Source organism: Granulicella rosea (assembly GCF_900188085.1).
Classification (GTDB): domain Bacteria; phylum Acidobacteriota; class Terriglobia; order Terriglobales; family Acidobacteriaceae; genus Edaphobacter; species Edaphobacter rosea.
Window position 1 is genome coordinate 75,794 of the sequence record NZ_FZOU01000003.1, and the last position, 13,779, is coordinate 89,572.

The following is a 13,779-nucleotide window of genomic DNA, read 5'->3' on the forward strand; positions in this document are numbered from 1 at the left end:
CTCTCCGGGCGTCTCCGGTTGCTTGTAAAAGTAGCAGCTCCCATCAGGCTCGGGACGTGCGCGTATCAGGTCTGGCGCCATGGCCGCAGGCACGCCACACTGGATGCATTCGTGCTCTTCCACGTAGAAATCGCCGGGACCATACGGGCCATGAGTGCGCTCGTATAGCTCCGGCGAGTAGGTTGGCGTTGCGTCCATGGGCCGGCTCCGCTGTGTGCAAAGTGCAAAGGCGAGAAGCAGATTCCCTTCGGGAATGACAAAAAGCGGCTAGTTGAAGCCCCGCCGCGTCCGGTTCTTGGCGTCTTCGCGTTCGATCTCCCGTTCGCGCATCTTTTCGCCGTACTGGCTGGCCTGTTCGTTGCGGCTCTTCTTTTCGGCGGCGGAGAAGACGCGCTCTTCCGCGCGGCTCAAACGCTTGTGCGCGGTCATGCCTTCGAGCAGGAACTCCGCGCCGCTAACCGCGATTTCGGCGGGTGACTTTGCGGTGATGTGGAAGGGCGCCAGCTTCTCGAAGAGTCCCTGGATCTGCTTCAGCTCGGCGAGCGAGGCGGCCGAGGGCTGCGCGTCGTTCAACTGCACGGTGCCGCCCAGGTTGAACCACTGCTCGATCTGCTGCGTGTTGACGCCGGTGAAATACTGGTCGAAGACGCTGGCGACGGTCTGGCGGATGATCTCGCGGACGACCGTGTCCGCGCCGCGCATCTCGCCCTCATACTCCAGCTCGATCTTGCCCGTGATGCCGGGCAGTGCGGCGTAGATGTCGCCGACACGCGGCACGACGACGCTCTCGCCGTGAATCAAGGCGCGACGTTCGGCGTTCGAGACCACCAGCTCCATGGTCGAGATGGGCAGTCGCTGCGAGACGCCCGAGCGCTTGTCGACCTTCTTATCCTCGCGCGCCGTAAAGGCGATGCCTTCGACGATCTGCCGGATGTAGTGCGGGATTTCGATCTTCTGGATCAGGTCATCGCCGGCGTAGCTGCGCGCCGTCCAGGCCTCCTGCTCGGTGATCGCGATGCCCTCGTCGACCGACTCCGGATAGTGCGTGCGAATCTCCGAGCCGATACGGTCCTTCAAGGGCGTGACGATCTTGCCGCGGGCGGTGTAGTCCTCGGGGTTGGCCGAGAAGACGATCGCCACGTCGAGCTCCAGCCGGACGGGATAACCCTTAATCTGGACGTCGCCCTCCTGCATGATGTTGAAGAGCGCGACCTGGATCTTGCCCGCGAGATCCGGCACCTCGTTGATGGCGAAGATGCCGCGGTTGGCGCGGGGCAGCAGGCCGTAGTGCATGGTCAGCTCGGAGCCCAGCTCCTGGCCGGAGCGCGCGGCCTTGATCGGGTCGACGTCGCCGATCAGGTCGGCCACGGTCACGTCCGGTGTGGCGAGCTTCTCGATGTAGCGTTCGGCAGGCGTCATCCAAGCGATGGGCGTCTCATCGCCCAGCTCGGCGATCAGGTCTTTCGAAAATTTGCTTAGCGGCGCGTAAGGGTTGTCGCGCAGCTCGGAGCCCGCGACGTACGGCGCATGGGCGTCCAGCAGGTGCGTCAGCGAGCGCAGAATCCGCGACTTCGCCTGTCCGCGCAGGCCGAGCAGGATGAAGTTGTGGCGGGAGAGCACCGCGTTGACGATCTGCGGCATGACCGTGTCTTCGTAGCCGACGATGCCGGGGAAGAGCGGTTCCTTGGTCTTGGCCGTCTCGCGCAGACGCACGATCAGGTTGTCGCGGAGCTCATCCTTGACGGAGCGAGAGACTCGCTCGGGGGTGTATTCGCTTTTCTTGAGGCCGCCGAGGGTGTTTGGTAATGCGGAGATCGCCATGTGTAGCAGTATAGATGTTCAGACTCATGGAAGGATGCGACCGAGGTCTGGGTGCCCCATCCTTTCGATCTCATCGAAGGGGTGGGACGTAAACTGCTCGGGGTCCGAGCATCTTACGTCCCACCCATCGCGATGATACTGCGATGGATGGGGCACCCCAGCATTTATGCGTTGTCGGCGGCGACCAACTCATCCCGCAGCGCGTCCATCTCGGCGAGCGCGTGCTGGTTGCCGGTGCGGTTGGCGGCGGCGATGCCGGCGTGCAGGCGGGCGATGGCGTCGGCCGGGCGGTCGAGTTTGGCCATCGTCTGCGCGGACATCTGGTAGGCGGGCACGTAGTCCGGGTTCAGCTCGATCAGCTTGTCGAACTCGGCGAGTCCGGCGTCGGTATTGCCCTGCGAGACATGCTCCATCGCCAGGCCGTAGCGGGCGAAGGCGTCGTTCGGGTTCATGCTGAGGATTTCGGTGAGCATTGCGAGCTTGTCCATCCCTCGATTGTAGATCGCCAAGGCTTCACACCGATCCGCACCGATTGGACCGATTTACAAAACAATCCAGTTTATTTTTAAGATCGGTGTACTCGGTGCAGATCGGTGTTAAGCCTTCTTCGGAGGCGGGTTAGACTGGTAGGGATGAGCGACGACAGGAACATCCGGGCAGTGAGCGAGTCGCAGGCGGAGCGGAACGAGATCATCTTTCCGGCCGATGCGAATCCTCTGGGCAATCTCTTTGGCGGCAAGCTGATGCAGTTCATCGACCTGGTGGGCGCGGTCGCGGCCGGGCGTCATGCGCGGGCGTACACCGTGACGGCCAGCATGGATCACCTGGACTTCGTCGGCCCGGTGCGGGTGGGCGAGCTGCTGATCCTGCGCGCGAGCGTCAACCGCGCCTTCCGCACCTCGATGGAGGTGGGGGTGAAGGCGATGGTAGAGGATATTCTCTCGGGCCAGTATCGCCACGTAGCCTCGGCCTACCTGACCTACGTCGCCGTGGATATGACCGGCAAATCGGTCGAGGTTCCGCAGCTTGTGCCGGAGACCGAGCACCAGAAGCGCCGGTTCGAGGATGCGGGCAAGCGGCGGGAGTTGAACTCGGTCGAGGTGAAGCGCAAGAAGGAGCTGCGGGCTAGCCTTGCGCCGGATTGGTATGTGTAGAAGCAGGGAATAGGAATTTTGAGGTGGGTGAGAATGACCGCTGATGCGGAGGTTGCGATGTTGCTTAAGGGCACGGCTTGAGCCGTGCCGCAAACGTAACGGCTGCAACGCGGCTTTAGCCGCTGAGGTACGCTTTCGTTGGCTTTGCCGATGCTGCAACGAGGAGGCTGTGATGGAAGGTGCAAGTTTGGATTCGATGGCCGCTCCGAAGCAATCGAGGTGGTTGCAGGAGTACGATCTGCGCTGGTCGAAAGGCATCTTCATCGTCGGAATCCTTCTGCCTGTCTTTATGCTCTGGAAGGCTTGTAGGCATGTTCCGGAGACGTCTGACAAAATTGGCCTGATGTTCCTCGTCGGCATTCCCCTCATGCTCGGCGTTGAGATATGGAAGCGCGAGAAGCGTGCCGAGATTGAGAGGAATTTTGCACGGTCTACGCTGTCGTCCATCGGCCTCATGGGAATCTTTCTGGCGCAGGCTCTGAAGTGGATCATTCACTACGCACAGGCTGCTGAATCGGCAACGCAATATTTGAAATAGAAGAAGGAAGAACGAATATGGCAGCTTCAGGACAGGGAATGCCGCAGGGGCCTCAGCCGCTGCCAGGTGTAGCGCATGTTGTAGCGGTGGGTTCGGGCAAGGGTGGCGTTGGCAAGACGACCATCGCGGTGAATCTGGCGATTTCGCTGGGTAAGCTGGGGTATAAGGTCGGGCTGATCGACGCGGACATCTACGGCCCGAACGTGCCGATGATGCTGGGCGTGACGCGCCAGCCGAACATTGTGGGCGAGAACCGCATCGAGCCGATTCTGTCGCATGGGGTCAAGTTCATCTCGGTGGGTCTGATCTCGCCCGGCGACAAGCCGATGGTGATGCGCGGGCCGATGCTGCACCAGATCATCCGCCAGTTTCTCCAGCAGGTGGAGTGGGGCGAGCTCGACTTCCTCATCATCGATCTGCCGCCGGGAACCGGCGACGTCGTCATCTCTCTGGTGCAGACCGTCCCGCTGACCGGGGCCGTGGTCGTTTCGACTGGCTCCAGCGTCGCTCTGCAGGACGCGCGCAAGGCGCTCGAGATGTTCCACCAGGTAAAGGTGGAGGTCATCGGCATGGTAGAAAACATGTCGCAGATGACGCTGCCCGACGGCACGGTGCTGGACGTCTTCGGCGCGGGCGGCACGGAGGCGACAGCGCGGCAGTTTGGGCTGGAGTTCCTGGGCTCGGTTGACCTGGACCCGGCGATTCGTGCCGGCGGCGATCGCGGCATGCCCGTAACGCTGGCCGGGCCGGACTCGGAGCTGCGCAAGCCCTTCTACGACATCGCCCGCAAGATCGCGGCACGGGCGATCGAGCTGGAAGAGGGTGTGGAGGACGTGCTGGAGATCAGCTAGGTAGACACAGTTGTCATCCTGAACGAAGTGAAGGATCCGCGTTTTGCCCGGGGCGCCATCGCTGCGGTGGAAGAGACGCAGGTCCTTCGCTACGCTCAGGATGACAGCATTTGTGGTGTTGCAAATCGGAACCTGCGTGTCTTGCACTCACATTTCTGGCGTTCGACTTGACGTCTGTCGTAGACTATTCCCGGGACCATAATCAGGGAGGGGACGATGGCTGATGCGGAGCGTTGCACGGCGCGGCAGAGAGCGATTCTGACGGCCATTGTCGAGAGCTATATCGAGACCGGCGAACCGGTCGGCTCGGGCGCCATCGCGCGGCTGCAGGGATTGCAGCACGAAGGGCCGGGGATGAGTCCGGCGACGATTCGGAACGAGATGGCTGTGCTGTCGGACTACGGCCTGCTTGAACAGCCGCATACCTCGGCCGGCCGCATTCCCACGGCGCGGGCGTTTCGCATGTATGTGGAGCGGCTCGGCGTCAAAGTGGCGAACGGGCGTTCGCAGCGAGAGATGAACGCGCGTATCGATTCGCGCTTCCTCGACGTGAGCGGCACGCAAGCGGTGCTGGAGCGCACGTCGCATGTGCTGGCGACGCTTTCGAGCGGCGTCGGCGTGGCGATCGCCTCCGCGCCGGATGGCGACCTTCTGGAGCATGTGCATTTTTCGCGGCTGGCGGCGGCGCGTGTGCTGGCGGTGGTTGTGACGCGCGGCGGCATGGTGCGCGACCGGGTGCTGGCGCTCGACCGCGACCTGACGCTGGTGGAACTGGAGACGGCGGCAAACTTCCTGAACGAGAATTTTCGCGGTTGGAGCATGGAGCGGGTGCGTGCGGAGATTGCTCTGCGGGTCGAGCGGGAACGCAGCGAGTATCAGCGTATCTTGAACTCCGTGCAGCAGCTATGGACCAAAGCCGTGCCCGATCTGCCGTCGAGGGCGGTCTTCGTCGAGGGCGTGGCGAACCTGATCGGCAGCCACCCGATGGTGACGTCCGACGACCGGGAGCGGCTGCGCGAGATGCTCAGCGCGCTCGAAGCCAAGCAGCGACTGGTCGATCTGCTGAACGCGTATATCGATGCGCGGCAGGAGAGTGTGCGCGTGGTCTTCGACTTGGACGAGCACGCGCCGGAGATGGCCGGACTGGTGCTGATTGCGGCGCCGGCGCGGATGGGCGGCGAGAGTCGCGGCATGGTCGGGGTGATTGGGCCGAAGCGGATGCAGTACGAACGGACGATGCATGCGGTGGGCTACATCGCGCAGGTCTTCGACCGGATGCTGGACGTAAGGGAATAAGGACTGAGGCGGGAATGGCTGAGTCGAAAACGTGGAACCGGGTCGCGCGTTGGGCCGGAATGGGCAACAATAGTAACGAGACAGTAACGGAAAGAAGCGAGGAAGAGATGGCGGAAGAGACGACCGGAGTGTACGAGCCGGAAGCAGTGGAGGCGGCAGTGGAAGAGACCCAGGTGAACCCGCTCGAGGCCGAGCTGGCGCAGTTGAAGACGGAGCGGGACCAGTTGTTCGACCGTCTGGCGCGGCTGCAGGCGGAGTTCGACAATGCACGCAAGCGCGCGGAGAAGGAGCGTCAGGATGCGCGGGAGTACGCGGTTGGCGGCGCGATCGAACCGTTCCTGGGCGTGATGGACAACTTCCAGCTTGCGCTGAAGGCGCAGGGTTCGGCGGACCAGTTGCGTGCTGGCGTCGAACTGATTCTCAAGCAGATGGAAGGAGCGCTTGCATCGCTGAACGTCGTCCCGGTCGAGACCGTCGGCGCGCAGTTCGACCCGCGCGTCCACGAGGCGCTGGGAAGTGTTGAGACTTTGGAGTTTCCCGATCATCAGGTATTGGAGGAGATTCGTCGCGGATACAAGCTGCGCGAGAAGCTGCTGCGTCCGGCGATGGTGAAGATTGCGTCGAATCCTTCGCAGGTTTCGGACTAGGACGAGAGAGCAGATTCCCTTCGGGAATGAAAACAAGAAAAGCGACACCGCTAGAGAGAATTTGAAGAGATGAGTGCGACGGCCAACGTGAAGATCGACTACTACGAGCTATTGATGGTTTCGAAGACCGCGAGCGATCAGGAGTTGAAGACTGCCTATCGCAAGCTCGCGATGCAGTACCATCCCGACCGCAACCCGGACAATCCGGAGGCGGAGGAGAAGTTCAAGGCCTGCAGCGAGGCCTACCAGGTGCTTTCGGACCCGGAAAAGCGCGCGGCATACGACCGTTACGGTCATGCGGCGTTCAATGGGTCGAGTTCGGGCGGCGGAAATCCGTTCCAGGGCGGCGGCTTCGGCGGCAACGCCCAGGATCTGGGCGACATCTTCGGCGATCTCTTTGGCGAGATGTTCAACATGGGCGGGCAGCGGCAGGGCTCGCGCGTGCAGCGTGGGCGCGACCTGCGTTACGACCTGACGATCGAGTTCGAGGAAGCGGTCTTCGGCAAGGAGCGCGAGATCAACATCCGCCGGGCCGAAACCTGCACCGACTGCCGCGGAACGGGCGCGGCCAAGGGCAAGCAGCCGACCACCTGCCCGCAGTGCAAGGGCGCGGGGCAGATGCGTTTCCAGCAGGGCTTCTTCTCGGTCGCGCGCACCTGCACGCAGTGCAACGGGACGGGCACGATCATCACCGATCCGTGCAAGACCTGCTCGGGGCAGACGACGGTGCAGAAGGAGCACAGCATCCTGGTCAAGATTCCCGGCGGCGTGGAGCAGGATACGCGCATCCGCTATCAGGGCGAGGGCGAATCGGGCAAGTTTGGCGGACCGGCGGGCGATCTGTACGTCGTGTTGAACGTAAAGCCGCACTCGTTCTTCGAGCGCGATGGCGACGATCTGCACTGCGTGATGCCGATCTCATTCCCGCAGGCGACGCTCGGCACCGAGGTAAAGATCGAGACGCTGCACGGGCCGGAGACGATCAAGGTGCCCGAAGGCACGCAGAGCGGACGCGAGTTCAAGCTGCGCGGCAAGGGCGTTCCGCACCTGAACGAGCATGGCAAGGGTGACCTGATCGTCGAGATCCGGGTGGCGACGCCGACCAAGCTGACCAAGACGCAGCGCGATCTGATGAAGCAGCTTGAGGAGACGATGACGGTCGAGAACGAGCCGCAGTCGCGCAGCATCTTCTCGAAGGTCAAGGACATGTTCAGCTAGAGGTTTTTTCGGGAGCTGTAAGCTCAAGGCTGTTCAGCTTACAGCTTCCGATCATGCCCTAAGCAAAGTGAGTTCCCGCGATGGCGATGGCTGCGATGGCCGCGGTTTCGGCGCGCAGGATGCGTGGCCCGAGCGTGACGTGCTGCCACTTGTGCTCGGCGAAGAGGGCCATCTCTTCGGGCGTCCAGCCTCCTTCGGGGCCGATGGCGAGGGCGATGGAGTCGTCTGTTGGAACCCACGTCTCGGACTCCTGGCCTGGATCGCGCAGCGACTTGGCGCGGTCGAGCGCGTAGGTGATGGTGGTCTCCTGCTCGGTCTCGCTCAACAGGATGCGGGTGGGGCTGGACTCCTGGGTGAGCGCGAGCTTCAGGGCAAGCGGGTCGGCGATGGCGGGGACGTCGGTCCGGCGGGACTGCTGCGCGGCCTCGTGCGCGATCTTTCGCCAGCGTTCCACCCGTTTTACGGCGGCCTGTGCGAGGTGCTTTTCCGTGCGGCGCGCGAGAATCGGCGTGATGCGGCCGACGCCCAGTTCGGTGGACTTTTCGATCGCCCACTCGAAGTGGTCGAACTTGAAGACGGCGAGGTAGAGGTGCAGAGGCAGCGCGGCTTCGGCCTCGAGCTCCTCGTGCAACGCGAACTCGACTGCCTCGGGTGAGACGGAGACGATCTCGGCCCGGTGCAGGAATCCGCCCGCGACGACGTCGAAGATCTGCCCTGTCTGGGCGCGGAGTACGCGTGCGAGGTGGTTGGCCTGCTCGCCGGTGAGGGTGGCGGTGGTGGGGCTCCAGTTGTCGGCGATCCAGCGGCGTCTTGTCATTTTTGGGGTGCGGCCTTTGGGGTTGCGTCGTTTTTCGTAGCGTCAGGGGGGATGTCGTAGAAGAACGGCGGCTGGTGGTAGAAGTCGATCCGCACGGTGGCGGACTTGCGCGTGTCCCAGACGGCCTGAGAGATAGGGAAGGGCAGCAGGATCATGCCTTCGGCGTTGTGGCCGGGTTCGATGGTGAGCTCGCGCTCGAGCGCCGGGGTGATGAGCGGCTTGAGCGCGGGAAAGGTGAGCTGGACGGCTGCGATCTCTTTCTTGTCGAGACCCTTCGCGGTGATCTCGGAGCCGTCCTGTTCGACGATCGTGGCGTGGAAGCTGTCGAGGAAGATCGGCATGTGCAGGTTGTCGCTCACGCGGGCGCGCGTGAGCACATAGAGCATCGACTGCGTGTGGTCCACGCCGAGGACGGCGACGTTCGAGTCGGACTTGAACTCGGTCTTCGTCGCCAGGATGTCGGTGTGAAGGTGCTCCGCTTTGATGGAGGTGGCGGCGAAGAAGTGACGCGCGATGACCAGCGCGCCGACGATGGCGGCCAGCGCGAGGATCAGCGGGCCGGCGTAGCTGCGGCGCTCGGATTGGGCGAAGGCGAGATCGGCCATGTGGGTAGGATAAACGGTCACGCGTTTTCGTTCAGCGCGCGCGCTTTGCGGCCCTCTTCGCAGGCTTAGACTTCGTCTTGCCGTTCAACTGGATGCGGCGATTCCATGCGGTGTGGAGAGCGCCGGCGAGCTGGTCTTCGTTTGCCTGGGCCAGCCGGATATGGGTCGCGCCCATGCGTCCCCAGCCGCCATGAACGGGCAGGAAGAGCTTCGGCTGGTCGGCGAGAAACGCCGCCTGCTGTTCGGGCGAGAGCATCAGGTTGCCGTAACCCTGCGCCTGCATGGCGAGCGTGGCGAAGATTCTGCCGCCGACCCGAAAGTCGGGCGAACCCATGTGCGAACTCTCCTCCACGCCTTCGAGGCTGAGCGCAATGCGGCGAAAGTCGGCGACGTTCATGCTGGGTATTTTTACTTGCGTACGGCGTATTCGTCCAGCAGCACGGTGATGAGCGCGGCGGTGGGTACGGCTACGAGCGCGCCGACGATGCCGGCCAGCGCGGTGCCGATGAGCAGCGAGACCAGCACGGTCAGACCCATCAGGTTGACCGACGAGCGCATGATTCGCGGCGTCAGCACCGCGTTTTCGAGGTTCACATAGATGCCGTAGAAGATCAGCACGCCGGCCATCTTGGTCCAGCTATCGAGCGCCGCGACGCCCGCCGCGAGAATAATCGTAATCACGCCGCCGGCGATGGGGATGATGTTCAGCAGACCCATCAGCGCGCCCAGCAGGATGAAGTAGCGTACATGCAGCAGGCCGAAGACGGTCAGGCTGCAGACGCCGAGCGTCAGCATGAGCAGACCCTGGCCGATCAGCCACTTGCTCATCTTTACCTCGGCCTTCTTCAGCGTCAGGTCCAGCCGGATGCGGCTTTCGCGACCGAAGAGCGAGAGAAAGAAAGCATAGGCGTGCTCGCCTTCGAGCATGAAGTAGATACAGAGGAAGGCGCAGGTGAGGATGTCGAAGACGTGCGAGAGCCAGTTGGGCAGCGATGAAAAGACGTACGAGCCGACCGCGGCGGCGGCGTTTTCGGCCTTGGCGGCGATGGTGTCGACGCCGATCTGGTTCGCGATGGGCAGCTTCTTCAGCTTGCCGACGGCGGTGGGGATGCGCTTCGGCAGCTCGGTCATGAACTCGTGCAGATCGCGCATGACCGGCGGCAGACCGATGGTGAAGAAGAGCGTCAGGGCGGCGAGCACGCCGACGATCAGGATGACGATGGCGGCCGCGCGCGGAAGCTGCCGGCGGCCGAAGTGCAGATGCCGGATCTTGTCCACGATGGGCATCAGCACGACGGCAAAGAGCGCGCTGACGTAGAGCATCTCCAGCTCTTTGGTCAGATGCCAGGCGAGAAAGAGCAGCAGGATGACGGTAAAGAAGAAGACGATGTTGGCCCGCGTGGCCTGCTCCCTGACCTTGAGGTCGGTTTCGGGGCTCCGGGTTGCGTTTTCGGCTTCGTTCGGCGTGGTCAAGTCGTTCTCCTGCAAGGGGCTTTCTCCGTTGGATGCAGAAAAATCCGCCGCGCCAAAGACTATTTGCGAGTCTGCAATGAGTGTACGAGGAGGTCGACCGTCTCGCGCGGGGAAAGCGCGGCGGTGTCGACGATGAGTCGCGCGAGCCGCCGGTAGTGCGGCTGACGCTGGTGGAAGCGCGCCTCGGCGATGGCGGGGTCGGCCAGCACGGGGCGCGCGATGGCCTGCAGGACGCATCGGTCGAAGAGGACGGGGAACGGCGCGTCGAGGAAGATGGTGTGAGTGCCGGGCGTCTGCTCGATCAGCAGGCGGTTGGTCAACTGCTCCGGAGCGCCGCCGCCAAGGGACAGGACGACGTTCCTGCGGCCGAGCGCGTTGGCGAGTGCGGAGGACTCCAGCAGCCGGAAGTGCGGCTCGCCGTGATTGGCGAAGAGATCGCGGACGGAGGAGCCGGAGCGCGCCTCGATGTGCGCGTCGAGATCGAGAAACTCCCAGCCCAGCCGCTCGGCCAGCAAGGCGCCGACGGTCGATTTGCCCGAGCCCATGAAGCCCGTGAGGACGATGCGACGGATGGTGGGCGGGATGGCGGGGTTCGTCTGGAGTTCGGGCTGGGTCTGGATGTCGGTTTGCGTGGCGGTCATGTTGCGTCTCCGTTCAAGGTTACAACGCGGTTCTGGATTCGGCGCAAAGCAAAAGCCGCGACCTTGTGGGTCGCGGCTCGGGTGGATGGGGTGAATGTTCTCGTGGATCAGGAGACAGACACATTTCCAGCCGGAGCCGCGCTCCGCCAGTAGCTAAAGCAGCTAAAGGAGGCGTCGGCGAGGTGGAGACGTGCGTTCATTCTGTCCATGAGAGTACATCGGCGGGTGCAAGGGTTGCAAATGGTTTTCGATCTAGAATGAGTGCGGAGTGATTTTGCCATGGGTCTGAGCGACGAGACGTTTGAGGTGATGTGTCCGGATTGCGGGGGGATGCTGACGATCGACCCGGTGACGCGGTCAATCGTGGCGCACAAGTCCGCGCCGAAGAAGAAGATGTTCGAGGACTTCGGCGAGGCCGCGAAGGCGCTGCGCGAGGCCGACCAGCGGCGCGACTCGCTGTTTGCCCAGAGTGTGAACGCGCAGAAGAACTCGCAGGAGCTGCTGTCGAAGAAGTTCGCCGATGCGGTGAAGAAGGCGAAAGAGACGCCGATGACGGGCAAGCCGCTCAGGGATTTCGACCTGGATTAGGGTTGTGTCGTCTTCAGGAGTTCGTATGACAGCGCTTTTCCGATCCTTCATCGCGGTCTGCGCGGCTTTTGTCGCGACGGTGATCTGCATCGTCGAGCGGCATTTTTACGTGACGATCTCGCGGCCTTCGACGTGGGTCAATCCGTTTCAGCACAAGTGCGGCCTGCTGGCCGTAATGTGTCTGACGTGGATGACATTGGAACTGATTGGGCTTGGCCTGAAGGTGGAGGCACGATGAGAAAGCTGCATCCCATCTTCGCGGCCGCTGGAGCAGCGTTTCTCTGCCCGCCTGGAGCAATCTTTCTTTTCATCTGGGCGGAAAATTCCGTGCCGATTTGGTTACGCTGTCTGATCAGTCCTGGGTACTACCCTGGGCTATGGTTTCCGGGCCATCCCAACCATTGGGATTTCCTGTACGTTCCGCCCGTCGCGCTCGCGATTGATATGGTGTATTGCGGGGTGCTCCTATACCTCGTACTGCGACAGGTCCTGCGCGTACCTAGACGGTGGGATCGTACGAGGACGGCGAAGGCCAGGTTAAGCAGTCATGATGCCTTTTGGACCCAATACTGAATTGGTATCCAATACCGAATTGGTATGTAGACCGGCAGTCGAGGAAAGCCGACAGCTCAACGCGTAAGTCTACGTCGACGAAAGTTTTAAGGTTCAGGTGGCGCTATGCCCGATGCACAGAGTTATATGAGTCAACCAGATGGTCCGGCCTACTACGAAACACCCAGCGTGGAGCCGGTCGCGGTCTTCACTCCCGTTGTCACCTACGCGACGATTGCGCTCAACGTGGCGGTCTTCTTCGTCATGGTGGCTCGCGGCGTCGGCTTTGTCGATCCGACGGCGGAGCAGGTGCTGCCGTGGGGCGCGAACTTCGGGCCTCTGACGGCTTCGGGCCAGTGGTGGCGGCTGTTGACGGCCTGCTACCTGCACTTCGGCATCATCCACATCGGCATGAATATGTACGTGCTGTGGCAGGTGGGGCCGTTTGCGGAGAAGCTCTACGGCCGTGCGCGGTATCTTCTGCTGTATCTGGCGGCTGGGGTCGGCGGCAATCTTGCCGGGTTGTACATCCATCCGCTGACGGTGGCGGCGGGCGCCTCAGGCGCGATCTTCGGCGTGTACGGCGGCGTGCTGGGCTTTCTGCTGGTGCGGCGCAACGTGATCGCGACGGAGCGGGCGTGGGCGATTGCGAAGTCGGCGGGCATCTTTCTGGCCTACAACCTGATCTATGGCGTCGCGAGCGTGAAGACGGACCTGACGGCGCACGTCGGCGGACTGATCGTCGGCTTCGTCGTCGGGTGCCTGCTGGCCTGGGCCGGGCCGGAGGAGCCGATGCGGCTGCTGGCAGCGGTCGCGGCCATCGCCCTTGCGCTGGCCGGCGCGGTGACGAAGGCCCCGAGGGTCACCAGCACCCAGGCGGAGGAGCTTATGGGCGTGGCGGACGGCGCCACGGTCACGGTGGGTCAGAACGATCGCGTCATCTATAGCGGCGACGCCACGAAGGCGGACGCCGAGTCGCTGGCGAAGGCGCTGGTGTTGACCAGGGTCTTTGCGAGTCCCAATGTGACGTTGCTGTTGAGCAAGGAGGAAGGCAAGACGACGATATCGCTCTCGCTGAAGGGTGACGAGACGCAATCGGGCGCGAACGGCAAGCCGCTGCCGTGGAAGAGCCCGTCGTTCCTGCTGTATCTGCGTGAGATCGGGCCGGTGCTGGCCTCGGCCGCCGGCGGGCCGCCGCTCGACATCGAGCTCGACAACAAGAAAGGTGAGCGGCGGGGCGAGGTCGAGATCGACGCCGGCGCCGTGATGATCAACGCAAGCGACAGCGTCGGGTATGCCGGGATGGCGACGGCGGCCGAGGCCAAGGCGATGGGCGACGCGCTGGTCGCGGCGGGCTATATGAATGGGCAGGGGTCGAGACCGTTGCTGACGAAGGACGAGCACGGCACGGTGGTGACCTACTACTTCAAGGACGCGACGGTGCAGAATCCCGACCTGTGGAAGGACATGGAGATCGCCGGGCGCAAGATCGCGCCGGTGGTCGGCGGGCTGCCGTTGACGATGCATCTGCTTGGAACCTCCGGCACGGTGAGCAAGGACATTCTCGTTCAGTAAGCC

General features: G+C 63.0%; 16 protein-coding genes. 9 read left to right on the top strand and 7 right to left on the bottom strand.

The window, feature by feature from the left end; genetic code table 11:
- Positions 1-267 precede the first annotated feature (267 nt).
- Both CHB87_RS09520 and CHB87_RS09525 read right to left on the bottom strand, forming a co-directional pair.
- Positions 268-1,821, bottom strand: a complete 1,554-nt coding sequence (locus CHB87_RS09520; RefSeq protein WP_089408205.1) for a sigma 54-interacting transcriptional regulator — start codon at positions 1,819-1,821, stop codon at positions 268-270.
- A gap of 164 nt (positions 1,822-1,985) precedes the next feature.
- Positions 1,986-2,294 carry a tetratricopeptide repeat protein gene (locus CHB87_RS09525; RefSeq protein ID WP_089408633.1) on the bottom strand — a complete coding sequence of 103 codons (309 nt, stop codon included), beginning with the start codon at positions 2,292-2,294 and terminating at the stop codon, positions 1,986-1,988.
- 159 nt (positions 2,295-2,453) lie between these two features.
- Here CHB87_RS09525 and CHB87_RS09530 point away from each other — a divergent pair, with 159 nt between their 5' ends.
- The 6 genes from CHB87_RS09530 to dnaJ all read left to right on the top strand — a co-directional run bounded on the left by CHB87_RS09530 (position 2,454) and on the right by dnaJ (position 7,525).
- On the top strand, positions 2,454-2,975 hold the full coding sequence (locus CHB87_RS09530) for an acyl-CoA thioesterase (RefSeq protein WP_089408206.1): 522 nt from the start codon (positions 2,454-2,456) through the stop codon (positions 2,973-2,975).
- 172 nt (positions 2,976-3,147) lie between these two features.
- Positions 3,148-3,513, top strand: a complete 366-nt coding sequence (locus CHB87_RS09535) for a hypothetical protein (protein ID WP_089408207.1) — start codon at positions 3,148-3,150, stop codon at positions 3,511-3,513.
- Between the two features lie 17 nt (positions 3,514-3,530).
- A complete protein-coding gene (locus tag CHB87_RS09540; RefSeq protein ID WP_089408208.1) occupies positions 3,531-4,364 on the top strand; it encodes an Mrp/NBP35 family ATP-binding protein in 834 nt (277 codons plus the stop codon).
- A 216-nt stretch (positions 4,365-4,580) separates the two neighbouring features.
- The gene (gene hrcA, locus CHB87_RS09545) at positions 4,581-5,660 is read left to right on the top strand and encodes a heat-inducible transcriptional repressor HrcA (RefSeq protein WP_089408209.1); all 1,080 of its coding nucleotides are present in this window, start codon (positions 4,581-4,583) and stop codon (positions 5,658-5,660) included.
- A 107-nt stretch (positions 5,661-5,767) separates the two neighbouring features.
- Complete coding sequence (locus tag CHB87_RS09550) at positions 5,768-6,307, top strand: nucleotide exchange factor GrpE (RefSeq protein WP_089408210.1); 540 nt, start codon at positions 5,768-5,770, stop codon at positions 6,305-6,307.
- Between the two features lie 69 nt (positions 6,308-6,376).
- Positions 6,377-7,525 (top strand): molecular chaperone DnaJ, encoded by a 1,149-nt coding sequence (dnaJ, locus tag CHB87_RS09555; protein WP_089408211.1) that lies wholly within the window; start codon positions 6,377-6,379, stop codon positions 7,523-7,525.
- Positions 7,526-7,583: 58 nt separating this feature from the next.
- Here dnaJ and CHB87_RS09560 read toward each other — a convergent pair whose 3' ends face one another.
- From CHB87_RS09560 to CHB87_RS09580, 5 genes are read right to left on the bottom strand one after another with little or no spacing between them, the layout of a single operon-like run.
- Entirely contained in the window at positions 7,584-8,342 is a 759-nt protein-coding gene (locus CHB87_RS09560; RefSeq protein WP_089408212.1) for an RsmE family RNA methyltransferase, read from the bottom strand.
- Entirely contained in the window at positions 8,339-8,968 is a 630-nt protein-coding gene (locus CHB87_RS09565) for a hypothetical protein (RefSeq protein WP_142988289.1), read from the bottom strand. The genes CHB87_RS09560 and CHB87_RS09565 overlap by 4 nt, the downstream gene beginning before the upstream one ends.
- A gap of 10 nt (positions 8,969-8,978) precedes the next feature.
- On the bottom strand, positions 8,979-9,344 hold the full coding sequence (locus CHB87_RS09570) for an MmcQ/YjbR family DNA-binding protein (protein WP_089408214.1): 366 nt from the start codon (positions 9,342-9,344) through the stop codon (positions 8,979-8,981).
- Positions 9,345-9,355: 11 nt separating this feature from the next.
- Positions 9,356-10,420, bottom strand: a complete 1,065-nt coding sequence (locus CHB87_RS09575; protein WP_245817912.1) for an AI-2E family transporter — start codon at positions 10,418-10,420, stop codon at positions 9,356-9,358.
- Between the two features lie 59 nt (positions 10,421-10,479).
- Positions 10,480-11,061 (bottom strand): shikimate kinase, encoded by a 582-nt coding sequence (locus tag CHB87_RS09580; RefSeq protein WP_089408216.1) that lies wholly within the window; start codon positions 11,059-11,061, stop codon positions 10,480-10,482.
- Positions 11,062-11,340: 279 nt separating this feature from the next.
- On the opposite strand from CHB87_RS09580, the gene CHB87_RS09585 reads away from it, so the two are divergent.
- The 3 genes from CHB87_RS09585 (at position 11,341) to CHB87_RS09595 (ending at position 13,776) form a co-directional block, all read left to right on the top strand.
- The gene (locus tag CHB87_RS09585; RefSeq protein WP_089408217.1) at positions 11,341-11,649 is read left to right on the top strand and encodes a hypothetical protein; all 309 of its coding nucleotides are present in this window, start codon (positions 11,341-11,343) and stop codon (positions 11,647-11,649) included.
- A 25-nt stretch (positions 11,650-11,674) separates the two neighbouring features.
- Positions 11,675-11,887, top strand: a complete 213-nt coding sequence (locus CHB87_RS09590; protein WP_089408218.1) for a hypothetical protein — start codon at positions 11,675-11,677, stop codon at positions 11,885-11,887.
- Between the two features lie 461 nt (positions 11,888-12,348).
- The gene (locus CHB87_RS09595; protein WP_176441680.1) at positions 12,349-13,776 is read left to right on the top strand and encodes a rhomboid family intramembrane serine protease; all 1,428 of its coding nucleotides are present in this window, start codon (positions 12,349-12,351) and stop codon (positions 13,774-13,776) included.
- Positions 13,777-13,779: the final 3 nt, after the last annotated feature.